The 24339-nt window shown below is 47.3% G+C and carries 24 protein-coding genes, 1 pseudogene and 2 riboswitches; of the genes and pseudogenes, 21 read left to right on the top strand and 4 right to left on the bottom strand.

Features of this window, described 5'->3' with window-relative positions; genetic code table 11:
- Entirely contained in the window at nucleotides 1–834 is an 834-nt protein-coding gene (locus tag K0T92_RS12210) for an ABC transporter permease (protein ID WP_219872753.1), read from the top strand.
- Nucleotides 835–905: 71 nt separating this feature from the next.
- Nucleotides 906–2222 carry an LLM class flavin-dependent oxidoreductase gene (locus K0T92_RS12205; RefSeq protein ID WP_219872752.1) on the top strand — a complete coding sequence of 439 codons (1317 nt, stop codon included), beginning with the start codon at nucleotides 906–908 and terminating at the stop codon, nucleotides 2220–2222.
- A gap of 490 nt (nucleotides 2223–2712) precedes the next feature.
- On the opposite strand, the gene K0T92_RS12200 is transcribed toward K0T92_RS12205, so the two are convergent.
- The 3 genes and pseudogenes from K0T92_RS12200 to K0T92_RS12190 form a co-directional block, all read right to left on the bottom strand.
- Nucleotides 2713–3027, bottom strand: coding sequence for a DMT family transporter (locus K0T92_RS12200; RefSeq protein WP_219872751.1), 315 nt, complete (start codon nucleotides 3025–3027; stop codon nucleotides 2713–2715).
- 3 nt (nucleotides 3028–3030) lie between these two features.
- On the bottom strand, nucleotides 3031–3366 hold the full coding sequence (locus K0T92_RS12195; protein ID WP_219872750.1) for a DMT family transporter: 336 nt from the start codon (nucleotides 3364–3366) through the stop codon (nucleotides 3031–3033).
- 96 nt (nucleotides 3367–3462) lie between these two features.
- A riboswitch (guanidine-I (ykkC/yxkD leader) is annotated at nucleotides 3463–3562 on the bottom strand.
- A 162-nt stretch (nucleotides 3563–3724) separates the two neighbouring features.
- A pseudogene (locus K0T92_RS12190) lies at nucleotides 3725–3886 on the bottom strand (helix-turn-helix transcriptional regulator); the annotation flags it as partial.
- 174 nt (nucleotides 3887–4060) lie between these two features.
- Here K0T92_RS12190 and K0T92_RS12185 point away from each other — a divergent pair.
- The 18 genes from K0T92_RS12185 to K0T92_RS12100 all read left to right on the top strand — a co-directional run bounded on the left by K0T92_RS12185 (nucleotide 4061) and on the right by K0T92_RS12100 (nucleotide 20624).
- On the top strand, nucleotides 4061–4525 hold the full coding sequence (locus K0T92_RS12185; RefSeq protein ID WP_219872748.1) for a VOC family protein: 465 nt from the start codon (nucleotides 4061–4063) through the stop codon (nucleotides 4523–4525).
- A gap of 81 nt (nucleotides 4526–4606) precedes the next feature.
- Nucleotides 4607–5383 carry an AraC family transcriptional regulator gene (locus K0T92_RS25505; protein ID WP_219872747.1) on the top strand — a complete coding sequence of 259 codons (777 nt, stop codon included), beginning with the start codon at nucleotides 4607–4609 and terminating at the stop codon, nucleotides 5381–5383.
- A 236-nt stretch (nucleotides 5384–5619) separates the two neighbouring features.
- Nucleotides 5620–7545 (top strand): helix-turn-helix domain-containing protein, encoded by a 1926-nt coding sequence (locus K0T92_RS12175; protein ID WP_219872746.1) that lies wholly within the window; start codon nucleotides 5620–5622, stop codon nucleotides 7543–7545.
- A gap of 197 nt (nucleotides 7546–7742) precedes the next feature.
- A complete protein-coding gene (locus K0T92_RS12170) occupies nucleotides 7743–8210 on the top strand; it encodes a MarR family winged helix-turn-helix transcriptional regulator (protein ID WP_343223699.1) in 468 nt (155 codons plus the stop codon).
- 64 nt (nucleotides 8211–8274) lie between these two features.
- Nucleotides 8275–8646 (top strand): VOC family protein, encoded by a 372-nt coding sequence (locus K0T92_RS12165; protein ID WP_219872745.1) that lies wholly within the window; start codon nucleotides 8275–8277, stop codon nucleotides 8644–8646.
- Between the two features lie 125 nt (nucleotides 8647–8771).
- Nucleotides 8772–10109, top strand: a complete 1338-nt coding sequence (locus K0T92_RS12160) for a hypothetical protein (protein WP_219872744.1) — start codon at nucleotides 8772–8774, stop codon at nucleotides 10107–10109.
- A 1011-nt stretch (nucleotides 10110–11120) separates the two neighbouring features.
- The gene (locus K0T92_RS12155; RefSeq protein WP_219872743.1) at nucleotides 11121–11402 is read left to right on the top strand and encodes a hypothetical protein; all 282 of its coding nucleotides are present in this window, start codon (nucleotides 11121–11123) and stop codon (nucleotides 11400–11402) included.
- Between the two features lie 350 nt (nucleotides 11403–11752).
- Entirely contained in the window at nucleotides 11753–12283 is a 531-nt protein-coding gene (locus K0T92_RS12150; RefSeq protein WP_219872742.1) for a stage II sporulation protein M, read from the top strand.
- Between the two features lie 54 nt (nucleotides 12284–12337).
- Complete coding sequence (locus tag K0T92_RS12145) at nucleotides 12338–12667, top strand: LytR/AlgR family response regulator transcription factor (RefSeq protein ID WP_219872741.1); 330 nt, start codon at nucleotides 12338–12340, stop codon at nucleotides 12665–12667.
- A gap of 32 nt (nucleotides 12668–12699) precedes the next feature.
- A complete protein-coding gene (locus K0T92_RS12140) occupies nucleotides 12700–13206 on the top strand; it encodes a tubby C-terminal domain-like protein (RefSeq protein ID WP_425517655.1) in 507 nt (168 codons plus the stop codon).
- Between the two features lie 386 nt (nucleotides 13207–13592).
- Nucleotides 13593–13964: a LytTR family DNA-binding domain-containing protein gene (locus tag K0T92_RS12135; RefSeq protein WP_219872739.1), complete on the top strand. Its 372-nt coding sequence runs from the start codon at nucleotides 13593–13595 to the stop codon at nucleotides 13962–13964.
- A 105-nt stretch (nucleotides 13965–14069) separates the two neighbouring features.
- Nucleotides 14070–15275, top strand: a complete 1206-nt coding sequence (locus K0T92_RS12130) for an efflux RND transporter periplasmic adaptor subunit (protein WP_219872738.1) — start codon at nucleotides 14070–14072, stop codon at nucleotides 15273–15275.
- Between the two features lie 19 nt (nucleotides 15276–15294).
- Nucleotides 15295–16482: an ABC transporter permease gene (locus K0T92_RS12125; RefSeq protein ID WP_219872737.1), complete on the top strand. Its 1188-nt coding sequence runs from the start codon at nucleotides 15295–15297 to the stop codon at nucleotides 16480–16482.
- A gap of 56 nt (nucleotides 16483–16538) precedes the next feature.
- Nucleotides 16539–17273 carry an ABC transporter ATP-binding protein gene (locus K0T92_RS12120; protein ID WP_219872857.1) on the top strand — a complete coding sequence of 245 codons (735 nt, stop codon included), beginning with the start codon at nucleotides 16539–16541 and terminating at the stop codon, nucleotides 17271–17273.
- Nucleotides 17274–17421: 148 nt separating this feature from the next.
- Complete coding sequence (locus K0T92_RS12115) at nucleotides 17422–17760, top strand: VOC family protein (RefSeq protein WP_219872736.1); 339 nt, start codon at nucleotides 17422–17424, stop codon at nucleotides 17758–17760.
- Between the two features lie 66 nt (nucleotides 17761–17826).
- A riboswitch (ZMP/ZTP riboswitch) is annotated at nucleotides 17827–17905 on the top strand.
- A gap of 64 nt (nucleotides 17906–17969) precedes the next feature.
- Nucleotides 17970–18542, top strand: coding sequence for a DJ-1/PfpI family protein (locus K0T92_RS12110; protein WP_219872735.1), 573 nt, complete (start codon nucleotides 17970–17972; stop codon nucleotides 18540–18542).
- A gap of 111 nt (nucleotides 18543–18653) precedes the next feature.
- The gene (locus tag K0T92_RS12105; RefSeq protein WP_219872734.1) at nucleotides 18654–20000 is read left to right on the top strand and encodes a hypothetical protein; all 1347 of its coding nucleotides are present in this window, start codon (nucleotides 18654–18656) and stop codon (nucleotides 19998–20000) included.
- Nucleotides 20001–20051: 51 nt separating this feature from the next.
- On the top strand, nucleotides 20052–20624 hold the full coding sequence (locus K0T92_RS12100) for a Crp/Fnr family transcriptional regulator (protein ID WP_219872733.1): 573 nt from the start codon (nucleotides 20052–20054) through the stop codon (nucleotides 20622–20624).
- A gap of 26 nt (nucleotides 20625–20650) precedes the next feature.
- Here K0T92_RS12100 and K0T92_RS12095 read toward each other — a convergent pair whose 3' ends face one another.
- Entirely contained in the window at nucleotides 20651–21862 is a 1212-nt protein-coding gene (locus tag K0T92_RS12095) for a low temperature requirement protein A (protein ID WP_219872732.1), read from the bottom strand.
- Nucleotides 21863–22087: 225 nt separating this feature from the next.
- Here K0T92_RS12095 and K0T92_RS12090 point away from each other — a divergent pair, with 225 nt between their 5' ends.
- Complete coding sequence (locus tag K0T92_RS12090) at nucleotides 22088–24055, top strand: AraC family transcriptional regulator (protein ID WP_219872731.1); 1968 nt, start codon at nucleotides 22088–22090, stop codon at nucleotides 24053–24055.
- Nucleotides 24056–24339: the final 284 nt, after the last annotated feature.

Raw genomic sequence — 24339 nt, 5'->3', positions numbered from 1 at the left:
ATGAGTACGAACGATGTGACATTAGGCTCGAAGGCTGGAGAGAAGCAGACGGTCATCGGTCGGGAGCGCCGAATGCGACTGCCGAATTGGCTGTATGGCTGGATGGTGCCTGTTATCGTGCTTGCTTTGTGGGAGGCGGCATCGGCTCTCGGGCTGGTATCCGACTCGGCGCTGCCGGCTCCTTCCCGGATCGCGGCGGCATTCTGGCAATTATGCTCGAATGGCGATATGGCGGAGCACCTCATGATGAGCGCGATTCGGGCGGGGGGAGGCTTCTTGCTTGGAGCAGCAACAGGACTGCTGTTGGGTGTATTCACTGGCCTTGGCAAATGGGCGGAACGAACGCTCGATCCGTCGATACAGATGCTGCGGACAGTTCCGCTGCTCGCGGTGATCCCGCTGTTCATTCTGTGGTTCGGAGTGGGCGAATTCTCGAAGGTGCTGCTTATCGCGCTCGGCTCCTTCTTCCCGCTTTATTTTCATACCCATCTAGGAGTCCGCAGCGCTGATCGCAAGCTATACGAGGTTACCCGCATTCTGCAATATTCCAAGCTCATGCTATTGACCAGACTGATTATTCCCGCTGCGCTGCCGAATATTCTGCTTGGCATCCGGTTATCGGTCGGAGCTTCCTGGCTGCTGCTTGCTGTGGCGGAAATGATGGGTGCAAGCGCCGGGGTCGGCTACATGATTCAAGATGCGCGCGTATACGCACAGACGGACATCGTCTTCGTCGGCATTATTCTGTTCGCCTTGGTTGGCAAGCTGTCGGATTCGGCGGTGCGGCTGGCAGAGAGAAGATGCCTGCGATGGAGCAACACCTATAAAGGCTGATTTAATTACAGAGGTCGAATAAGACTCACAGGCTCTTGGATGGGCTTATATCTGGAAAGCGGGGAACGAACATGACGCGACAACGACAGGGCCAGCTTCATCTGGGTGCGTTTATATATTTTACCGGGCATCATCATGCGGGATGGCGCCATCCGGAATCAGGCGTAGAGAAGATGTTCGATATTGGATGGTATAAGCGGATTGCCCAGACGGCGGAGAGAGGCAAGTTCGATATGATTTTCTTCGCAGATCTGCTGCACTTGATCTATCCAGGCCGGGCGGCGGCGGGCATGCTGGATCCGGTGGCGCTGCTGTCCGCACTATCGATGGTGACGGAGAAAATCGGGTTGACGGCAACGCTGTCGACGACTTATAACGAGCCGTACAACGCGGCGCGCCGTTTCGCTACGCTCGACCACCTCAGCGGTGGCCGGGCTGGCTGGAATATCGTCACGTCTCAAGTGGACACGGAAGCGCGCAACTTCGGCAGGGAGAAGCACCCCGAGCATGCGACGCGCTACGAGATGGCGAAGGAATTCGTAGATGTCGTTACGGCGCTGTGGGACAGTTGGCCGCAGGACTCGCTCGTCATGGATCGGGGAACGGGCACATTCGTGGATGAATCCAGGCTTCGTGCCGTCGATTACAGCGGGCAATGGTATTCCGCGCATGGATTGTTGAACGTGCCGCGTCCGCCGCAAGGCTACCCGGTCCTTATTCAGGCCGGGTCCTCGGGGCCGGGCCAGGATTTCGCCGCGAGTATCGGTGAGGTCATCTTCACGGCCCAGACGTCGCTTGCTTCTGCGCAAGGCTTCTATCGCACGGTGAACGAGAAGCTCACTGCAGTCGGCCGTGAGCGAGGCAGCTTGCTTATTATGCCGGGCCTGTCGCCGATCCTCGGCTCGACGGTGGAGGAGGCCCGCCGCAAGGAGCGGGAGCTGCTTGACCTCATTGATCCCCAGGAAGCGGTTATGATGGTATCCGGCATGCTCCAGACGGATCTCAGCAGATTCCCGGCTGACGGCCCGTTGCCTGACATTCCGGATCCAGTCGAAGCAAGCAACGGCATGAAGAGCCGCGTCCAACTCATTATGGATCTTGCGCGCAAGGAGCAGCTGTCGATTATCGAGCTTGGCCGCAGACTTCTCGGTGCTCGCGGCCATATGCAATTCGTCGGTACCCCGGAGCAGCTTGCCGATCTCATGGAGGAATGGTTCGATGGCTACGGCTGCGACGGCTTCAACATCATGCCCCCGGTTCTGCCGGGCGATCTCGACGACTTCGTCGACCACGCCGTTCCCGTGCTCCAGCATCGCGGGCTGTACCGTGAGGAGTATGAGGGCTCGACGCTCCGGGAGCATCTGGGACTCACGCAGCGGGCAAGGTGAAGTTTGGTTCAGGTTCAGGCAATGCTTGAAACGTCCCTCCTTAAAATGACAAAGGGGCTGTGCGAAAAGTCCAATATCCAATGAGTCAGTCCTAAATAATGTAAAGAGATGCCTCCATAACCACTAAAAGTGGAACAGGAAGCATCTTTTTCATTGAAGGCAGGGTGACGGAATAAGAAGCCTGCGAATGTGCATGAATTTCGGCTACAAGATGCCATAATGGTACAATTCCTGCGAGGAAGCATGAATTTAAGAAAAAATCGGCCTTTAAGGGGAAACGAAGGGGGAATTCCTGCACTCTGGCAGGCATTTCACCTTGATGGGGCCAGTAACGGGCAAATAAATGCCGTTTCGCAGGTTTTACCTAGCTCGCAGCTCGCATGTCCCGGCGTTTGAATGACGGGTCGCCCTCTGGACAGCTCCTTTGTACTGCGCACTATACAATTTGCTGATATAGTTAGAGCCTTTCTAAATGACACGGTTACATGAGCTAACCAACTAACTTCAAGCCCACTGCAGATCCGAGCACCATAGCTATAAACAATATTCTCAAGCTATTTCTTGGTTCCCCATAAAATATCATTCCAAGAATGGTTCCGCCGGATGCGCCTATACCTGTCCATACTGCATATGCTGTTCCCATCGGGAGTGTTTTCATTGCCAATGACAAGAATAAAAAGCTAAATCCGAATCCTGCCAATAATAAGAGAAATGATGTTGCGTTACGATCTTGGTTCAACTTATTTATCATGAGAACTCCGAACATTTCAAATATACCCGCTAGAATAAGAAGTGCCCAATCCATTAGTTACGCTGCCTCCCTTTTTTTCTCTTTGCTTAGCATTTTCAGCCCAATAACGCCCATTAACAGAATTCCGATCAGCACCATCTTGCCTATTTGAACCGGGGTGCCAAACAAAATGATTTCCGCTAATACGGTACCAGCTGTACCTAAGCCAACAAAAACAGCATAAACGGTACCTACAGGAAGTGAGTTAGAAGCCATAATCATCAATGTGAAACTTATAATAATGGCAATCACCGTAGCCCCCCATTCCCCAATCCCATCTGCATGTTTCAATCCAATGACCCATCCCACCTCAAATAACGCAGCAATAATTACTGACAACCATGTTTTGTTCATTTCTTTTCACACTCCTCTATAAAATTACGGCACACTTATGATTTCCAAATGCGCCAAAATAAAAAAGCCTGGGAAACAAACTGTCAGTAACAGTTTATCTCCCAGGCTTTTATCCTTCCGTGACACAACTTATCAGTTGTGAGTTATCTCTCGGACCAGCCGATTTAGCAATCGCGGAACCCTAGATAACATTTTTAATTCAATGGTCACTTTATTGTACACAGCCCATTTTTAATTATCAACCCTATTGTTATAGATGTAATCATGACCCAAACACTTAAGATCCGACCCTCCCAATCATAAAAAGACAGGTGAATGGAACCTCTCCATCCATCATTTCGTATCCTCAATAAATTCAATTTATAGAATATATAGGTATATTAGAAAGGCTGAGGGCTTCCATATCACGTAGAATCGTTCGTTTAGACACATTGAATAATTGTGAGAACTCGGTTGTTGAAATAACATTCTTTTGCAGCAAGATCATGACGATAGCTATTAATCTTTCGATTTTCTCCATACTATCCTCCCCGGCCCGAACCGCAATAGTCCACCCATTTATGAAAACTCATCATACGTTCTGAGAATTCTTGTTGGTATAAAAATTAATTTCCACAAAGCTATAATAGGTGACAACATAGCTGTCACCTATTATAGCTTATACTTCATGTATCACAAGAAGGAGGTTTTGTTTATGTCAGTTATCACCTATTTAAATTTTGACGGGAATACGGAGCAGGCCATTGCGTTTTATTCCGAAGCGCTGAATGCAAGCGAAGTAAAAAAGGTGAAATTTAAGGATTTTCCACAAGATCCAAACTACCCTTTGCCAGAAAATGAGTTGCATATGATTATGGAGTCATCGTTAGAATTCGCTGGCGGCAAAATAATGATGTCGGACATTCTGCCTTCGATGAAGCAGGTTACGGGCGAGTTGGTTAAAGGCAACAATATGCTGATTAGTATCGTTATTGATGACAAACAGACACTGGAAAAGTATTTTTCTAACTTGTCTGCAGATGGTTATGTTATTATGCCGTTATCAGAAATGCCGTGGTCTTCCTGCTTCGGAATGTTGGTCGATAAATTCGGTGTCGTTTGGAAGTTTAATCGTGATGCTGATAAGTTCCTTGATCGAGTCATTGCCAGCAAACAGTAACCCATAAGCCGAGCTGCAACACAAGTAACAGCAAGTTTTTGGTACAATGATATTAAGAAGATTATTGAAGGAGGCGAGGATGTGATTACATGGCGCTCGAAGCGGTTGGAGCCTTATGTGGACAAAATCGTATGGCATGGCAATGGCACGACTGAACCATTCACTGTGTATCCTGATATTTATCATGTCATGGGCTGTCAAAGCATAGGGCAAATTGCGCATGTGAGCGGTGGGCACATCCAGCCTCTGGAGTCCGCAGGATTGACCGGGATCCATCAGAAGCCAAAGGTGTTTCAAGCTACAGCTTCTCTTTCATCAGTCCTCATCTATTTCAAGCCGGAAGCCCTTTATAGATGGAGGCTGTGCAGTCCAAGGGAGTTAACGGATGCAAGCGTTTCTCTTACCGACTTAGGTATGCGCCCGGCAATGTGGGAGCAGCTCCTTGAATCGCAAGCTACAATGAACCCCCGGGAATTCCTTTGCTTTATTGAAGAGATGATTTGGGACATATTCAAAAATAATGAAATTGATCTTTGGGCGAGCTGGGCTGTAAACCGTATACGTTCATCGAATGGCTCAATACGTGTGGGGCAGCTGGCAGAAGAATCTGCGCTGAGCAGAAGACAGACTGAACGAAGGTTTGTCGAGCGGATTGGGATTTCACCGAAAGCACTAGCGCAAATTGTGAGGTTTCAGCATGTCTTGCAATCTTTGAAGTTTGCAGAGCGGCTCACGCAACTGGCGTACGATGCGGATTATTATGACCAATCCCACTTTATTAAGGAATTCCGCAAGAGAAGCGGAACAACCCCCAAACAAATGCAGGATTTGGAGATATTACGGCTGAGGCCTGAATGAAATGTCGCGGGAAACCAGGTGAATCGTATGTAGAGGCTATTCCTGCTATTGATGAAGCTCTTATGAGAAGCCATGACGTACTCGCTGATGTGAGGCGGCGCGGCTTTTTATAATATCTTGCCGTTACAGGAATCGTGGTAAATTTAATTGATAATGATAATTACTCTCATTAATGATAAAATAGAGCCAGGGCAGCTTGCTGAAATGACACAATATTCGTTTCGAGGTGTTTTTGTATGGAATGGCCGGAGATGATCAAGAGGTGGAGCGGGATGCCGGTAAAGCTGTTGGATATACGGCACTTCACAATGAAGCAGGGGGATGCGCTGCAATCGTATCCGTTGCCTGCCAACGCTTTTCTATTCGCTAATCAGGGAGAGGCCAGACTTATTCTGGATGGAGTAGAGGCGTCACATACCAATAGTCTAATTCTCCACAGCGGCAAAGGGGCCGTTGTGAATATAAAGTGCGTATCGGGCCCGTTTGATTATTATATGATCTTGTACAAGCCTGTCGATTCGATCCAGGCAGCGCACGAGGGGAGAGACCGGATAGCTCCATCGTTGCATCACTATGCTTTTCAGGCGAAGCAGCCTTGGTCGCTGCTTGCTCTGTTGGAGCCTATGATTCGGCTGTGGCGAGAAGGCGGGGAGCTGGACAGGCTGCAGGTGATGGGACTGTTCTATCAATTCGTTCATGAGCAGTTTCGCCAGCTGCAAATCGCAACAACGGCAACGATTGAGCCCGACTTGGCCGATCAGCTTGCGGCGTTTATCCGCACGTATTATCGCCAGGCGATCTCCATGGAGATACTCGCTAATAGGTTTCACTACAGCTCGCATTATCTCTCCAGAATATTCAAGCGCAAATACGGATGCAGTCCGATCGAGTTTCTTGTGAGAACCCGCATGAATCGGGCCAAAGCGCTGCTGGCTGAAGCGGATATGACGATTCGCGATATTGCGGAAAGCATTGGATATGCGGATATGTACTATTTTAACAGACTGTTCAAAAAACAGACCGGCGCAACCCCGACACAATTTAAAATGCACAGCCTCGGGTTAAAGGGAAAAGGTTCAAATCGGACGAAAATTACGCCCGAATCTTTCATTGCGCCCCAAGCAGGCGGAGACTATATTGTTAATAGTGATAATCATTATCAACAAGAACCTTGGAGAGTGGATGAAATGAACGGTAGTTTTAAACCTTCTTTTGCAGTGAGTCTCTTATTCAGCCTATCTTTGCTGCTCGCCGCATGCGGCGGCACAGGATCGGAGGATAAGCAGGCCGCTCAAAGCAATAACCAGCAGCAGGCCAAGGCTTCTTCGGAAGCGTCGGAAGCGACTCGGCCCTATACGGATGCATTGGGACGCCAGATGGAGATCCCGGTGCAGCCGCGTAAAGTTGTCGTGATTACATATGGCGGGTATTTGCTCCCGTTAGGGTTGAAGCCGATCGGAGCAGATGAAGGAACATTGGAGCAATATCCCGAAGAAATGGCCGATGTCCAGAGTATTGGCAAAGGGGTAGGGAATTTGGAGGCGATCATCGCGCTTGAGCCGGACTTAATCATACTCCCGGACTATCATGATGAAGCAACGTATTCGAAGTATGCGCAAATTGCTCCAACGGCAGCAGTGGCATGGGGCGGAGATCCGGATGTGATTAATACGCTGCGTGCGATGGGTGATATTATGAACCGCAAGCAGGAGGCGGAAGCGTGGATTTCTAAATTCGAGGGCAAGCTTCAGCGTATCCGGGATCAGATTGATATTACGATCAAACCGGGCTCTACCGCCATTACGTTTATTTTATATCAAGGGGAGTTCCTACTAGGGGGAAAAGGCGGCACGCTGGGCAAGCTGATTTATGAGGATTACGGTTTCCAGATGCCGGAGCAGTTCAAGAAATATGCGGACGGCGGGACGGCGTTGTCGATAGAGCAATTCGCAGATCAGCAGACGGACTTCTTCTTCACGCAGATGACCGAGGAAGAGATGGGACAACTGGAAGAAACACTCAAAGAACCGGTTTATCAGACGATTCCGGCTGTAAGAAACAATCGGATCATTAACGTTACCCGTGACAAATGGAATTATGGCCCTTATGTGGTTGATGAAGCTGTTGATGAGCTGATCGAACAGATGAAAGGATTGCAGTGATTGGAATTATAGAAGTTCTTCGGCGGCACATGGTCGTCGGAGGACTTCTTTTTACATTAGGAGGAGACGAAAAGGAGCTGGATAGTAGTGCTTAGAGCTAGCGAATCCATTTTCTTTAAAATTAGTTGCAATAACATCCTATATCCGCTATACTCCAATTAGTTGCAATAACATCCTATTAAAGGAGGCGCAAAAGAGTGGATATCGATTGGCTTCCATCACCTGAGAACAAAGCGGATTCGTATGGGAAATATATATCAGCTATTTACCGTCATATGCAGATCCTCATTGCGGCTGAGCTTGCTCCATTCCGGATCGGGAGCGGGCAGTATATTTTCCTGATGGCGATTGCAGGTCAAGAAAGAATAACGCAGAAGGCGTTAAGCGAAGAGCTGCTTATTGATAAGACAACAACTGCGAAGGCGATTGCCAAGCTTGAGGCCGAGGGATACGTGCGAAGGGAGCCTGATCCTGCGGACAACCGTTACCATTTGCTGTATTTGACAGAAGCGGGGAGAGCGGTCGTTCCGAAGGTACAGGCGGCATTGGATCATGTGAGACATAACAGCTGTATCGGCATTAGCAGCGAGGAGTACGCCTTGATGGTGCGGCTGCTGAAGAAGGTGCTCCACAATGTAAGTGAACAGGTGCACAATAGGGAGTAGCGGCGTTCCATCCCATGCGGTTGAATTTTTACGAGCCAAGTATGAGTATAGGGAGGTTAAGTGTATGCCAAGCGTAAGTCCTTTTGTCGTGGTGGACAATTGCCAGGAAGAAATCGAGTATTACCGGAGCGTGCTCGGCGGTGAGATCACAATTTTAAGAAAACAGGAGGATAAGGTGTTAAATGCGGAACTGCATTTCGAAAGCACCAAGATCACCTTCGCCGATACGATCGCAGCCAGGCCGTCTCTGAAAGGGAACTATGTGAAGGTCATGCTGAAGCTCGATACAGAAGAGCAATTCGGCAAGGTCTATGAAGAGCTGACGACTGGCGGGCATATTAATGTGGAGAAGTATGAGGCTCCCTTTAACGGGTTGCTAGCTATTATTACGGATCGGAACGGCATTGGCTGGGTGCTTTCGTATTATAGGGATTAGCCGGATTAATAGCGGTGGGAGGCGCATGCGTCGATGGTCTTTCCAAATATGGAAAATTCACTTCCTCTTATTACGCTGAACGGGTTATGATAGGGACTGATAACCTAGAGGGAGCGATTCTGTGAATGAAATACATGCAAAAAGTCATTGCCACTGTTATGAGCCTCTCGTTCCTGCTCGGTACCTTGACGGGATGTGTCGACTCAGATACCGAGGGGGGCAAGAATATGGAAACCACACAAATCCGTACATTGATCGACGGCAAACCTCTTGAATCCAGCAAAGCCGTTATGAAAGACGGGAGAAAACGGTTTGTCCCACTACAGGCGGTGCTGGAACAGATGGGCTTTGAGGTGGAGAATTCACCGGGGCTGATTGAAGTCATCTATCGGACACCATTGACCATCCATGGCACTAATCTACACTTGGATAGAGAAGAGGACATTCGTATGGTAAATGGTGTCGCTTACATCGATATGTACCGATTGGGAGACATCAGCCGTGCAGACGTGGTGTGGGATGATGACGCCTCCACGATTATGATTACATCTGTCGATCAGGATGCGGCGGCAGAACCCCCAACGTACGAGGACATAGAGGAGCAGCCCGAGCTGTCAGGAGAAGAGAGTATGAAGGCCAATTACGGCAAATATGACTTTTCCCCGACGTTGGATGCCTTAAGCGAGTTATACGAGGATCTTGATCAAGAAGGCTATGATGTTGGAAGCGTTCTCGGATTTTATCCGGCCTATCATCACAGCGGCTATTTCAACACGCCATTGGATGTTGTTGCATTCGGGTGGACGGGTGGTGACGGGGAACATTACGGGTTTCTCACCGATTTCGGAATGGCGCCCAATCTGGAGGAAGCTCCGATCGTAATAGTGAGTCCTATGAGCCATGACCAGCCTGCAGAGGTTGTGGCGAACAACATCCGGGAGTTCATCAGAATCGTTATGATGGATTCGAGCTTGCTGTACATAGATTATCAAGATGAACAAGATTACCTCGACCAACTGAAGGAGATGGGTGTGCCCTACTTGGAGGAGACGGAAGAGAATCGCGCATACAAGCGCGTTGTTCTGGAACGGCTGGAGGCTAAGCTGCATCCCCCGGTCATCCGTGATCCTTACACGTATTCGCAGCAGGTGCGAGCCGAACGAGAGAAACGAATACTTGTCCCGACGCAGGATAAGCTGGGCATTGTGAATGTGCATCCTGCGGACAGCGGGCAGCAGCATGAAGCGATTGTTCTTGACGAGGATATCGGTTTGAGGGAGTTGGAGACGTTCTTAAAGAGTGCCACGTATGCGGAGAAGCTGGCACTCATTCGAGACTATCACTTCAATCTCGATAAATACTTTTATCATGAGGACGGTATAGATGAGGCGCTCATTCGGGAAATGGAGAACCTGGGACTTCATGAGGAAATAGCACGAATGAACGCCAATGCCAATGGCTAGTTTGGAAAGGGGGCAGGCCAAAAGTTAGCCCCTTATAAGGAATTTTGTGATGAATTGGGATGAATAATCGCGAAACACGCATTTGTGCTGCCAGGAGTATTCAGTAGAACAAGCCAATATTGTTTATGTTGTATAAATGTATTTGACGCAACAGGATTGCTTTGGATTCAATAACGTATGAAACAAACACTGAAACGCTCTTCGAACCAGTCTACAGCGTTCTGCTGCACTGAGACGCAAGTTGACACGGTTCTCCGTGGCTGCCGGTACACAATCCGGATTGATCCCATAACGTGAAACAAACTAATCCATCTTCAAGAAAATGTCCCGTGTGGGGGATATTCTCCTGAAGGTGTTTTTGCGTTGGCAACAATAAGAGATAACGGCTATTGAAATGAGGTTGGCGGGCATCCCGGCGATGCGGCAGCCGGTCGCATCGCCGGCGTGTCCAGGGAAAACCAGGAATGCGAGCTGAAGCTTAGCAAGCAGCTGTCCGTCGTAGCCGGCTGCGGATTTCTACGCCGAGTCTACTTTATTTTCCTCTGACATGATGGTTTACATAGATTGAGACTTTGGTCCCGCAGTTATTATAGTGGAGAATGTATTTTATTGTCGTTCCATGGAGAATGGGCAACCGGAGCAACCGAGCGATTAAGCCATTTCTCATCGAAGGTGGGGGCTGTTTTACGCATTTTTCAGTATGAAGCAACCTGTCTCGCCTTACAACTGGCCAAGTAGAGAGTGAGGTGATTCGCACTTCACCGACGCTGCCAAGTTGACCTGCCAACAGATTACAAACCGTATGATTAAGTGATCAAACTGACGTATATCTCGCTTCTACTATTTTCTGCTATCTATTAAATTAATGCAAACACCTATCGATACAGTATATTTTAAATACTTATTCCTATTGTTTGCAATAGAGGTATTTTATAGTAGATAAAGTTGGACTATAGTTATATCCGAGGAAGCGAAACTTCCAAAATACAAAATATGATTGGAGATGATTGAATGTTTTACTCACTTTTCTCGGATGGTTCGGTAAGCTATACGTATGTGGCTAACAAAATCGTTGATGCTCTCGTAGGCCTAATTCCAGGAGGACAAGCTGCAACAATCGCTGCTTCTATTGCGTACAAATTGAAGGCAATCATACGTACAACAGACGGCTTTAGTTGGTGGGATCTTGCTGGTATTATCATCGATATTGGTAAATTCATCATTGATCTCCTACCTGCAGCAAAGCTGGCGAAAGTGATCGGCATTCTGTGGGATTTGTCACAATTGCTCTAATTCAATGTTTTAAAATCAAGTGTAACTCTAACTAGTTAACCTGTGAATCGGTTAGTGGATGGTTTATAAAATACTGCCCCTGGATTAACTAGCAAGTAGATGATCTCTGAATTCATCGGAGGTCATCTTTTTAATGTCCACTGATATCGTTCAGAATTATAGCAAATCATAACCATATAAGAATATGGGACTAACATCCTATTACTGTAAATGGATGTTTTTTTATGATATTTATAGTAAAGTTTCCGTGAGTGGTTTGTTTGAAGATAATAGACATGGAAGGGGTCGTAGGGTGTTGAAATACGCTGCTTGGAATGGAATGTGATTCTGCGCTCGAAGGAGGTGATTCTATGACAGTTAAACTGGTCAATACGAGGAATCTGGCTATGATTTATATTGCTTTAGTCGTTGTTTGCTTCACGGTCGGCTATTTCAATGCCGAAGTCGAGAGATCACCTGAAGATGTTGAGAAGCTAGGAACACATTTTATCTGGTTCGTATTCATTGCCAATACGGTAACCATTCTGTTCATGTACGTACTATCCTCAGTCGGTTTGGCTATTCCATTCATTATTAAGAACCTTTACTCCATCGGTTACGCCGCGAAGGCAAGTGGAATCCCTCCGTTGATTTATTTCCCTGTTTCCCTCATACACGGTATTTTCGAATTAATCGTACTGTTCCTTGTGCTACGTTCCTGTATACAGAACATAAAAATTCTTATCTTTATTAAAAAAGGACGTGAATCAAAGAGGATGTTCTGGGTGTTTAACAAGCGATTGCTGCGGGTGGAGATCCCATTAGCTGTTGTTCTGCTTATGGTTGGAGCCTTGCTAGAAATTTTGGTATCGAACCCGCTCGTTCACGCGATTGTAGGTTAAGCCCATTAACTTGTACAAGGGGGAATGCCAGAATGTGCGGGGCTATGAAAGAAGATGAGGTTAGCTAAATACGAGAATAACATTTTGCTGCATGACAGTGTGAAGATTGTTTTCATCGACATCAACGACATTTTATTCCTTGAGAAGCTTGGAAACGATACATATATCCATACAGTGGATAAAACGGTGAAGGCATCCGTCTCCTTGAAGAATATCCATACATTATTGTCGCCGGATTTTTTTCGCTCACATCGTTCCTTCATTATTAATAAGAGACAAATTGTTGAAATCCAAGTTATGAATGCGACCTGCTACGAGGTTGTATTCATGAAGCAGAAGAAGGCATTAATCAAAAAGGAAAAAATAAATGAAATTATAACATAAAAAGGAATGAATCCAATTTGTATACATACCGAATGTATAACCGCTATTCCACAAAGAAATCCGAGGTGACGAATGTTCAAGGAAAGGTCGTTGCCTACATTGAACGGACTTATTCAAATCCTTTAATGAGATTGCTGGATATCATGACAGATGGGGCCATGTTTGCCGATTATCGAATTACAGATGCGAATCATAAACTGGTTGTCGAGGCAAATCAGGTCCGAACGTTCATTAAAAGAAGACAATATTATATCACCTATCATTCGAGTGAGGGCACATCGAAAATTCATTTGGTAGACAAGAAGATTATGGATCTTGGAGAAAAGACTGATTTTGAATACCAGGGAAAAACCTACCTCTTAAATAAACCGTTGATGGACTGGGGAAAAATTATTATGGATGGGAAACCGTTGGCTGAATGGAAAGAGACGCTGTCAATTCCGGCCAAAGCTAATTTCAAGCTGCTGGATCCTGCATTCACTGAGCATGAACTGCTTCTACTAGGTATCTTCCATGCTTATCTTCATGCTCCTAAATAAATTATTATTATAGGTTGATTCAAAGATCTAATGCTTGTCGAGTAAGTAATGAAACAAGATCTGACACAATGTAAATAGAATATTGGAGGCTTTTATTTATGAAAAAGAAGTGGATCGCTGTATTATTATCGTTCATTTTCTGTGGTCTTGGACATATCTATGCCGGTTCCCTAATTAGAGGAATTGTATTCATTGTACTATCAGTCATTGCGATAAGTTGTAGCCAATCCGTGTCTGCGGTATTTGCACTAGTATTTCTGGCCATATGGGGTTACGGAATGATTGATGCGGCTCGGATGGTAAAAAAGGCTAATTTGGCGACTAAAAATCGATAGCTAGTGACTACGAAAGGCAGGCCAAATCTATGTAAGGTGAGGTCCTTTGCGATGTCCATTTCGATTAAGGGAAACATCTTGATTGTCAAACGGAAGGACAAGATTGTCTTTGTTCCAATCGAACGAATTTACTTCATTGAACGCCAAAATCAAAAGACGTATATTCATCAGGAGAATGAAGTAACAGATTCTAGATTATTGTTGAAGGAATTGTTCGTCATTTTACCTCCGAATTTTAAACGTTTACACAAATCTTTTATCGTGAACTTCAAACGAATCCAAGAGCTTGTACCGGTCAATGACCATATCTTTGAAGCGAGGTATAAGGGCGGAAAGGTTGCGTTGGTTTCGAAAAAGCTGTGTATGGACATGATTGAGGGTTTCGAGCAGATGGAGAATGGCAAAGAGGAGCATTCAAATTAATGTGTTATGAGTGTTTGCCAATACGTCCCCCTGCCTCATGGTGAAGGAGTCCATCGTTTGCACGAGGCAGGGGTCATTATAATCAAGCTGCAGGAGTTGGTCTGGTTGCAATCCGAAGTTGTACTCGGCAAAGTGAAGAAATCAAGAAGGATTTGGGTTTGGGGCATTATCATAGTTGTTGCGGCTGCTGCCTTTGGCCTTGGTTATGCGTATATGGTGATGCTACGATCCGAATCGACGAAGATGATTTATGAGCTGGTGATGGTTAAACAAGCAGGGATGGCTAAAACCATTATTGTCGCAGGGATCGTAAAGCCGGAGATGAAACAAACTTTGTATTTCGATACTGACAAAGGAGATGATGTGAAATTTTTAGTACAGCAAGGTGGCCAAGTGCAGGTGGGAACACCCCTTGTAAAATATATGCAACGTACTAATAAGGAAGATATGAAGAGGGCGCAGTTAGCGCTGCGAAGCTTAGAGCTCCAGCGGGAGGAGCTGGAGCTGCGACGGAAAGGGCTCGAACGGCAGTTATCTACAGTGATGAGTAGCCAGGATGAAGAGCAGATGAATCACTTCCATGATCAGATCACCCAATTGGAAACGGATGAGAAGCGGATTCTCATCTCGGAGCAGGAGACTCAATTAACGATTGATGAGCTAGAACGAGATGCCACCGATACGATTGTATATTCCTCATTGGAAGGAACCGTCAGTCGAGTATTGCAGATAAATGACGGTTATGTCCCAAGTGAGCCGATTGTTGAGCTGGTATCGACGTCTCAAATTGTTGAAGCTGATGTATCGGAATATGAGTTGGAAAACGTCCAGCTTGGACAGAGTGCCTTGTTTCGGTCGAAGGTTTTCCCTAATCGGGAGTGGAAAGGTAAAATCAGTTTCCGTGATGAGCAACCGGCTGAGACGACTGCAGCCGGAGAGAAGGGAATTAGCACGTACCCCGTTAAACTAAGCTTGATGTCAGGAACGCATACTCTGGCGAATGGATCACATGTCAATGTAGAAATCCAGACGGTCGTTAAGGAGGTACTAGCCGTTCCATATTCGAGTGTATTCGAGGGTATGTGGGATCAAGCCTTGAACAGCGACAAGAAGCCGTCGAAAAAAGTTTATGTGGTAACGGCCGACGGTACGGTGGAACAGCGAGAGGTCAAGACAGGGCTGATATCCGATCAAATGATTGAGATTAAATCTGGCGTATCAGAAGGGGAGCGGGTTGTGAAATCGCCTTCTTTAGATATTCTAGTTGGCATGAAAATCATTGAGCAAAACATAAAAATGGTTGAAAGCTAGGTAGGGTAGGTGATAGGCTGTGAAAATCTTAATCGAAAACTTTGAAATTGCAATCTCGTCAATATTTGACCATAAATTGAGATCGCTACTAACGATATTCGGGATCGTCATTGGCGTTGGTGCGGTGATTGGGGTCGTCGCCATCGGTCGGGGCGGTGAATCGATGCTGAAGAGCAATTTGGCCGGGCAGCAGGAGAACACGCTGACAATTATCTATGTCCCTAATACGGATGATTTTACATTTGAGAAGGAGGCCCCTGCTTATTTCTCGGATAAGGATATTATTGCACTCCGAACAATAGACCAAATTAAGCAGATCTATGCCTTGAACGAGAGTACCGTCGATGTCACCTATTATCAGAATAATAGTGGCGCCAGCCTGAAGGGGATCGATAGGACCTATTGGAACGCAGTTAAGGCAAATATCATTGAGGGTCGGGCGTTTACTGATGAGGAATGGGAGGGAGGTAAACGGGTTGTCAGTATAACTGAGCGCCTGGCAGGGAAGCTCGGCGAAGAGTTGCCCCCCATCGGAGCAGGCTCAATCATCTATATTAATAATGAACCTTTCGAGATTACTGGTATTTATACATCAAAGTCGGAGAGTGATCTCGGCATAATCATACCCCGATCCCTATGGCCGGTGCTGTACGATAACGACAATATACAATCCGTCGACGTCCAGACGTACAATGCCGATCAGTTGGAACTGGTCAGCAAGAAGGCCGTCGATGTGCTTAATTCGACCAGCACACTCGACGGGCATTATGAGGTGCTGAATCAGGAGTTATTCAAAACGATCCTAACTACGGTCACTCGAGTCATGACAAGCGTCGTGGGCGGGATTTCCAGTATCTCCCTAGTTGTTGGTGGAGTGGGTGTAATGAATATGATGCTTGTCTCGGTGACAGAACGAACGAGAGAGATCGGAATCCGGAAAGCATTGGGGGCTAGCTATCAAAACATACTGATTCAATTCCTGATTGAATCAATGATCCTAACGACGCTAGGAGGCATGGCTGGCATCATTATCGGGCTAGTTTTCGCAAATGTCGTTGCGTATTTCGCAGAGTGGCCACCGCTTATCGATTTGCCTATTATCGGCATCGGGGTACTATTCTCGATGGTCATCGGCATTTTCTTCGGATTATTGCCTGCGAACCGCGCAGCTCGAAAGAAACCTATCGAGGCGCTACGTTATGAGTAACGAATGACGGTGGGCTTATGAAAGATGATGATTTCTATGAAAGTGTGAGTGAAGCTATGATTACATTGACGGATATATCGAAGCTGTACCAGAATGGAGCGGTGGAGGTGACTGCAATCAAGCAAATTTCATTAAATATTAAAAAGGGGGAATTTGTATCTATTATGGGGCCGTCCGGCTCGGGCAAATCGACGCTCATGAATATTATCGGGTGCCTCGATACGCAGGATTCGGGCAGCTATGAGTTGGACGGTATTCAAATCGAGTCATTACAGGAGAAGGAGTTGGACAGGGTACGTAATCAAAAGATAGGTTTTATATTTCAAAGCTTCAACCTTCTGCCAAAGCAGACGATTCTGCGGAATGTGGAGTTGCCGATGATTTATGGCTTGTATTCCCGAAAAGAAAGGGTTGAGCGAGCTCAACTGCTACTAGACAAGGTAGGGCTTGGCGATCGCATCAAAAATCGACCCAATGAACTGTCAGGTGGGCAACGCCAGCGAGTCGCCATCGCTCGGGCGCTCGCTATGAATCCCTCAATCTTGTTAGCTGACGAACCGACAGGCAATCTGGACACCGCCTCAGCAGCCGATATCATGCATTTGTTCTCCCAGTTAAATGAGGAGGGGACAACGGTAATCCTTGTTACCCATGATCCCCAAATTGCGGATTATGGAACACGGATCGTACTGTTCGGAGATGGTGAGATAAGAAGCGATGTCCGAAAAACCCACGACAGAAACGTTGGAGAAACTAGCGGTCTTACAAGGGAATTTTGGCATCGGACATAACAATTAATTGTTAGCGCGTGTGGCAAAAAGCCCGAGCATACGCACATCGTCATCCAGGAGATTGAAGATGTGGACTGGGGATATGCGGGTATGCTTACCGGTGAATTTCGGGAAAAAGAAAAAATGACTAAATGAGGATGTGTAATTTATGAAAATGAACCATCTCAACCTCACAGTCAACGATGTTCAAGCGGCCCGGGAGTTCCTGGAGAAATATTTTGACCTGCAAACCAGGCACACACGCGGCAATTCATTCGCTGTCCTGTTTGACGATAATGGGTTGGTGCTCACCCTGATGAAGGGTGCTGAGGTAAGCTACCCCAAGACCTTCCATATCGGCTTCATCCAGGATAGCGAAGAGCGGGTGAACGAGATTAATCAACGCTTGAAGGATGATGGTTATCCTGTGGAGCCGCCACAAAGATCGCATGGCTGGACATTTTATGTTGAAGCTCCCGGCGGATTTACCGTAGAGGTTCTTAGTTGAAATTGTGGTTCCCGAGTTAATGAGGCATTGATTCATTAGAGATTCTGCTATACAATATAGTAAATAATTGGTATGTGCAACTGGCGTAACGTGGATACCCACGGGGGAGCACATATGTATAATGCCGTACGCCTGGGCAAAGTGTTTGATCATATTCTTGATCAGATACTTTTTTTAATTTATATGAAGAAAGGTCAGGTGGTAGAGGAATGAAGATGGCTTATATTCTGTTTGATAAGATGACAATGCTGGATCTTGCCGGTTTCTATGAAGCGGTGACATGGCTTGGAATTTTGCAGGTAAAAGAAAATGTATCGTGGGATTTCTGTTCGAACAAAGAGCAAATCACCGACGATAGAGGGTTATCGATAGCAATCAGTCATGTTTACCCCGATCTTTCGGTCTATGACCTCATATTTGTACCAGGCGGAGCATCTACAAGGCAGCTCAGATTCGATAGCAAGTTTATTTCATGGATTCAGACTGCACGAGATGTGGAGTATAAGGTTTCCGTTTGTACGGGAGCTTTAATTTTGGGGGCTGCGGGAATGTTAGATGGGAAAAAAGCGACCACAAATCCTTCCGCATATGATCTGCTGGCGCCCTATTGCGCAGAAGTTATTCAGGAGCGTTTCGTCAGGGATGGCAATATTTTTACCGGCGGCGGGGTATCTGCTTCTATCGATCTGGGGCTGTATTTGATCGAATCGCTTACCAACAATGAAGTGGTTAAACAAGTTCAAGAGAAGCTGGATTATCCGTACTATACCTCGTCACGGTAGACGATCAGTGCCCTCCTGCAGATTTTAACTGATCTTTATAGAAATGGAGCAACTAATCAGGGATAACTCATGTCTAACAAGATATACGAATAATTTACAGGAGTGGATAGTATGAACAACAAGTTGAAGGGCATGCAATTATTCATCCGAACCTTGGTCGTTGCGACAACGCTAGCTGCGGCAGTGGGGGCCTGCAGTAATGAGGGAGACCCGGTACCGTCGCAATCAGAGCAATCAACGCCCGATAATAAGGAAGGGACGCCCGTAGTTGCGGAGCAGCCAACAGGGCAGCTAACGGATGAAGAGGCCCAGTCATTGGAGCAGATTGCCACTGAGGATGCAGAGAAGTATATGGTTGCGCTGAAGCGGGAGGATGCCGAGGCGTTGTCCAGACTGATGGCGCATGCGGAGAATGAAAATGTACCCGAGACGATGAAGGTTGTCATCGAAGGGTTTCGTCTGCATTTTGACAACCTGGCCGATTTGAAGCTGAGCTTGAAGTCGAATCAGCAGACGGAGGAGTACTTTATTGAGAACTTCATTCTTACAGGCATGCGGGATGGAGAAGAGCGTGCTATTCCTTTTCAAGTAAAATATGCTAAAAAAGGCGGCATTGCAGCTCTCCTGAGTGGGGATACCCGCGAGCCGCTATACGACTCGCCCTATATCGGCCAATATCCTTATGCGGTGAGAGATGCCGGGAGATACGTGCAAGCACTGATACAGAAGGATGTGGACAGCGCTGCACTTCATCTGGGACTGGACGAATCCAAGAAGGAAGTCCGTGCAGCCGTGCAGCAAATGCTTCAAGTCTATGCGGAGAAGCTGGATCTGTCTGCCGCGAAGATTATACCTTTAGGTTATGATGCGGCCAATAAGCAGTTTCTGTTCGACCTTCAGGACGGGAAGAAGCGAGTGCACAGTATCCAATTAGGTGCGGATACCTTCCATATACAAGACAATTGGGCCACGGTTAAAGCGGTGCCTGAGGACTCCGCGGCAAATGATTTTGCACTAAGTGTGAATGACAGCGCCATTACTCTCAAGGCGTGGGATTACGATGTGAATCTGGATAAAATTCTTGGAGCGCCTCTATCCTCACAAGTCGAGCAGCTGGGTGAAGGGGCAGACACTTCTACTGGATCGTTCATGAAGCGAATGAAGTATGACGGACTTCAGCTTGAGCTGTTCTCGCCGAAGAACAACGGCAAACATTTCTGGATCATGACAATGGAAATCACCAAGGAAGGATACCAAACTTCCCGGGGAATTGAGCTCGGACATACGGTGAAAGCTATCACGGATGCTTATCCAGCTATACAAATAGCGCCTGATGGCCGAACAGACCCCAATAACTGTGCTTACGAAGTGAAAGATGAGGATCAAGGCAGCTTTCTGAAGCTGGAGGTAAAGGAAGGCGTGGTCAGCGGAATAAAGATCTATCACCTCATTCCATAATGCTGTAAAATATTTTCAAGGAATTGGCGCGGAGGGGGTGAAATCAAAGTCGTGTCTAACGATTCCTTACTTGCCGCGCTTCAGCGCTATGCGCTCATTCCCGAGGAGGAATGGCGCTATTTTCTAAGCCAGATCAGCTGGAAAACGATTGAAAAGGGACAATATCTGCTGTATAGCGGACAATCCTGCGAGCAGATTTATTACTGTGAGCATGGGTTGTTTCGTATGTTCTATGAGAATGAAGACGGCTCTGAACATATTAAGAGCTTCGTGACGGAAGAACAGTTCTTCACAGACTACAGATCGCTGCTCACGGATACACCGAGTTTTCTGTCCATACAGGCTCTGGAAGATTCCCGCTATGCCTTATTCTCCAAGCAGACGGTCGAACAGCTCTATGAGCGGCATATCTGCTGGGAGAGGTTCGGCAGACGGCTCGCCGAGGGCCTGTTCATCCGCAAGTCGATGAAGGAGCGGGAGCTCGTCGAGTTGTCGGCGGAAGAGCGTTATCGCCTTTTTTTGCAGCAGTATTCGGGGTTGGAGGGCCGTATTCCACAATATCAAATCGCGGCTTTCCTTGCCATATCCCCCGTGTCGCTAAGCAGAATCCGCAATAAGCTGTAGAGCTGCCCTCCCGCCGGCAGTTCTTCTTATGCGTTCTTTTTATGAGCAGGGCCAGGGACGGTGCTGCACAGCCGATCGGAATATACGCCTCCCCATAATGAGACCGTCACCAGAACGATGGCCGTAGCTGCATACAGAACGAATGGTGAGAGTGCCATGGCAATGAAACTGAGCGCCGCGAGTGCAATCAGCCCAATTAAGTACGGCAGCGGAACGACTTGCGCCACGATTCTCATGAACAATACATTGCCGAGCAGATAGAGTCCTGGAGCGATGAGTATAACCGCTGCCGTCTTCGCGTCAATGTGGCCGAACGGGTGCGAGAGCAGCAGCTCATCCGCAACGGCCGATAATATAATGCCCGCTACCAGCAGGAGATGCGTGTAGGTATAAGCCGAACGGGCAACTCTTCCGGGATCGGAAGAATGTGCGATGTAATGATGGCCTGTCTTGGCCATCGATTCAAAGTAAATCCACCACATGGATACCGTACTGGCAAAGGAGAGAACGAATGACCCGAGCGTTGTCGGATTCCATTCCATCTTGGCGAAAGTAGCTCCTGTCACGAGAATGGATTCTCCCAGCGCAATAATGATGAACAAGCCGCAGCGTTCTGCCAGATGCGAGCCTTCCACGTTCCACACATTCGTAGACGAGCGGCCGATTCGCGGCATCCAGAAGCCGAGGGAAGGGGAGATGTATTCGATAACAAGAGCCGGAATCCACAGAGCTAAGCGCCATGAATCGTCTACGATTCCCCCGGTAATCCAGAATACACCCGATAAGAGCAGCCAGCCGAGTATGCGAATGAAGTTAACTCTGAGCTCGGCAGGGCCCTTGCGCAGTATCCAAACGGTATAAGCGGTTCGGCCGACCTGGAAGAGCGTATAGGCGATGCCGAAATAAAGCCCCGTGTGCCCGAATGCATCGGTTATCGAGGAAGACATAATAAGCCCTAGCAGCATGAGTGCAATCAGCATGAGTTTAACCGGCTTTGAATCCGGATTGAGCCAGTTGATCACCCATGCAGTGAAAATCCAGGCCCACCAAACAGCCATTGTAATTAATACAAGGCGCACCGCTCCTTCCACTGTGAAGTTTTCCAGGAAGGAATGCGACAGCTGCGTCACCGCAAATACAAAGATAAGATCAAAAAACAATTCAATAAACGATACTTTCCCCGAATCCTGATTTCCCCTGCTGCGGAATAACAACGATTCCGCTATCCGGTTCTCCATTTCACCCGCTCCTATCCTTGATGCAATTCTCACCGTACACTAACAACGAGTATAGCGAATATGAGACAAACTATCACTATTTTTCCTCATCCATAGTGAGATAGAACGGACAGGGGAGAGGATTAGAATTGGTTTTGTCGAATAATCTGCTTAGGTGCTGTCAGGTTATGCCTTGCGATAATTAATTCGAACTTGAGTTGAGGCAGCTCCAAAGGAGCCAGCTGGATGAATATCAATAATTATTTCGCGTTCTGGAATCAAGCGTCAGTGACGATACATGACATCCGCAGTATTCGAATCGAAGCCGGCGGCGGAAGATACAGCTACCGCTTGCCAGCCAGCAGCTTCATCTATTTCACAAGAGGGAGTGCGACGGTTTGGCTGGAGGGGCATATGCATAGAGTCGGCGGCAATTACTTATTGCATGGCGGCAAAGGAATGCAGCTGCTTGTCGAGACATCGGAGCCTGTGGACTATTTCATCATTCTCTACAAGGCGAGGCTGCCTGCTGCAGATGCCGCCTCTTCTCAGCAGCCTGGCGACAATCCTTCCCAGGAGCAATATGCCTTTATTCCGTTATATCCGGCTGAGCTTCGCGAGACGGCTGAACGAATGTCCGGGACGTGGAAAGTATCCACACAGATGGAGAAGCTGTATGCCAAATCGTTATTTTATCATTTTGTATATCATCTTCATTGGCAAATGCAGCGGCAGGCAATCATACCGTTGAAGCCCAGTCTGCTTGATCAGGCTATCCAGTACATGAACGATCATTATCATACACCGATTACTGTGGAGTCGGTCGCTGGTGTCCTAAATTGCAGCACACGCTATCTAAGCAAGCTGTTCAGTCAGAAGCTGGAGGAAAGTCCTGTTCGCGTCCTGACGCGCATACGCTTGGACAAGGCCGTGCAATTGCTGACGGAGACGAATATCTCTTTGCATGAAATTGCGGAAAGTACGAGCTACTCCGATGCGCGGGCGTTGAGCCGGGTGTTCAAAAAGCAGTACGGAATGACGCCGTTGCAGTATAGAATGCAATACCGTGAAGCCAATTCAGTTCCGAAATGGTCACCGAACAGGGCCGGAGAGGTCGTTGTTCCCCCTAAACCGCTATGCTATATTGATAATGGTTATCATAATCAATTAGAACATCATCGAAGGGGAGAACTACCTATGTTTACACGCTCGAAGCCCACCATCGCCGCAATCATGTTTGTTTGCTTTACAGTCCTGCTTGCCGGTTGCGGCGCCACTTCAGGCACGAACGGCAATTCGAATAAGAACGAGACGGCCAACTCGTCGACACAAGCTGCAACTGCGGCAGAACAGCCTGCGAATAATGGCGTAAAATCATTTCAAGATAAATTCGGAACACGCGATATTCCTGTTCATCCGCAACGAATATATGCGATTGGCGCGGCCTCGCCGCTGCTGATCCTTGGCATTCAACCGGTCGGGGCTCCGAACTACGAGGTTGCACCCGATTATTATTTGAGCAACTATAAGAACAAGATCAATATTGTGGGCGACTATCCGCCGAATTATGAGGCCATCATCGACCTGAAGCCGGATATGATTCTCGCTTCCGACTATATCGATGCCGAGGTATATGAGAAGCTTGCGAAGATTGCTCCCACAGCTACCTTTGTGTGGCAGGGCCAGGACGTTTATGGGCAACTGAACCAAATAGCCGATATTGTCGGCAAGGCTGATGAAGCTAAGAAGTGGATCTCAGAGCATCAGGAACGAGGGCTCAAGGCGAAGGACGAAATATCGCAGTTGATCGGCGCGGATGAAACCATATCCATTCTATGGATCTACAAAGATTCATTCCAGATCGTCGGCAACCGCAATGTCGGCCATGTGATCTATAATTTGCTCGGTTTGAAGCCGCATCCATTGGTCAAGAAAACAATCGACGACAATAACGGGGAGCTCGTGTTTACGGATAACCTGTCATTGGAGGCACTGCCGGATTATGATGCGGACCGTCTCATTGTCATGGTCTCGGATGTTGATGCCGGAGCGGAAGAGAACTTCAATAATATGAAGCAATCCGGGGTATGGAAGAGCCTCAAAGCCGTCAAGAACAATAAAGTGTATGAAGTGCCTTATGACAAGTGGTGGTCGTACACGGTCTTGTCCGTGGATGGTCTACTGGACGATGCGGTTGAACTGTTCAAGCGCTGAGAGGCAATCAATATCAATAAGAAGGGGCTGTTCGAAAAGCCCAATATCCAATGAGTCAGTCTCCAATGATGTGAAAAGATGCTTCCAACCCTCTAAAAAGTGGGGCTGGAAGCATCTTTTCCATTATATATGGGCCTTTCCCCTTCTCCAAGTGGTTTGAAGGCCGAGTGACGGAGTAAGAAACCTGCGAATGTGCATGAATTTCGGTTACTAGACGCCATAATGGTAACATTCCTGCGATTACGCATGAATTTAGGGGGAAATCAGTCGTTAAGGGGAAACGA

It is taken from the genome of Paenibacillus oenotherae (assembly GCF_019443105.1).
Lineage (GTDB): Bacteria > Bacillota > Bacilli > Paenibacillales > Paenibacillaceae > Paenibacillus_Z > Paenibacillus_Z oenotherae.
Note: the sequence above shows the minus strand (reverse complement) of the source record. Positions and strands in the feature narration are given on the sequence as shown.

What these genes read in the sequence shown, in the direction of transcription:
- K0T92_RS12210 (WP_219872753.1), top strand. Translation starts at nt 1, where the DNA reads ATGAGTACGAACGATGTGACATTAGGCTCGAAGGCTGGAGAGAAGCAG.
- K0T92_RS12205 (WP_219872752.1), top strand. Translation starts at nt 906, where the DNA reads ATGACGCGACAACGACAGGGCCAGCTTCATCTGGGTGCGTTTATATAT.
- K0T92_RS12200 (WP_219872751.1), bottom strand. Translation starts at nt 3,027, where the DNA reads ATGGATTGGGCACTTCTTATTCTAGCGGGTATATTTGAAATGTTCGGA.
- K0T92_RS12195 (WP_219872750.1), bottom strand. Translation starts at nt 3,366, where the DNA reads ATGAACAAAACATGGTTGTCAGTAATTATTGCTGCGTTATTTGAGGTG.
- K0T92_RS12185 (WP_219872748.1), top strand. Translation starts at nt 4,061, where the DNA reads ATGTCAGTTATCACCTATTTAAATTTTGACGGGAATACGGAGCAGGCC.
- K0T92_RS12175 (WP_219872746.1), top strand. Translation starts at nt 5,620, where the DNA reads ATGGAATGGCCGGAGATGATCAAGAGGTGGAGCGGGATGCCGGTAAAG.
- K0T92_RS12165 (WP_219872745.1), top strand. Translation starts at nt 8,275, where the DNA reads ATGCCAAGCGTAAGTCCTTTTGTCGTGGTGGACAATTGCCAGGAAGAA.
- K0T92_RS12160 (WP_219872744.1), top strand. Translation starts at nt 8,772, where the DNA reads ATGAAATACATGCAAAAAGTCATTGCCACTGTTATGAGCCTCTCGTTC.
- K0T92_RS12155 (WP_219872743.1), top strand. Translation starts at nt 11,121, where the DNA reads ATGTTTTACTCACTTTTCTCGGATGGTTCGGTAAGCTATACGTATGTG.
- K0T92_RS12150 (WP_219872742.1), top strand. Translation starts at nt 11,753, where the DNA reads ATGACAGTTAAACTGGTCAATACGAGGAATCTGGCTATGATTTATATT.
- K0T92_RS12145 (WP_219872741.1), top strand. Translation starts at nt 12,338, where the DNA reads ATGAGGTTAGCTAAATACGAGAATAACATTTTGCTGCATGACAGTGTG.
- K0T92_RS12140 (WP_425517655.1), top strand. Translation starts at nt 12,700, where the DNA reads ATGTATAACCGCTATTCCACAAAGAAATCCGAGGTGACGAATGTTCAA.
- K0T92_RS12135 (WP_219872739.1), top strand. Translation starts at nt 13,593, where the DNA reads ATGTCCATTTCGATTAAGGGAAACATCTTGATTGTCAAACGGAAGGAC.
- K0T92_RS12120 (WP_219872857.1), top strand. Translation starts at nt 16,539, where the DNA reads ATGATTACATTGACGGATATATCGAAGCTGTACCAGAATGGAGCGGTG.
- K0T92_RS12115 (WP_219872736.1), top strand. Translation starts at nt 17,422, where the DNA reads ATGAAAATGAACCATCTCAACCTCACAGTCAACGATGTTCAAGCGGCC.
- K0T92_RS12110 (WP_219872735.1), top strand. Translation starts at nt 17,970, where the DNA reads ATGAAGATGGCTTATATTCTGTTTGATAAGATGACAATGCTGGATCTT.
- K0T92_RS12105 (WP_219872734.1), top strand. Translation starts at nt 18,654, where the DNA reads ATGAACAACAAGTTGAAGGGCATGCAATTATTCATCCGAACCTTGGTC.
- K0T92_RS12095 (WP_219872732.1), bottom strand. Translation starts at nt 21,862, where the DNA reads ATGGAGAACCGGATAGCGGAATCGTTGTTATTCCGCAGCAGGGGAAAT.
- K0T92_RS12090 (WP_219872731.1), top strand. Translation starts at nt 22,088, where the DNA reads ATGAATATCAATAATTATTTCGCGTTCTGGAATCAAGCGTCAGTGACG.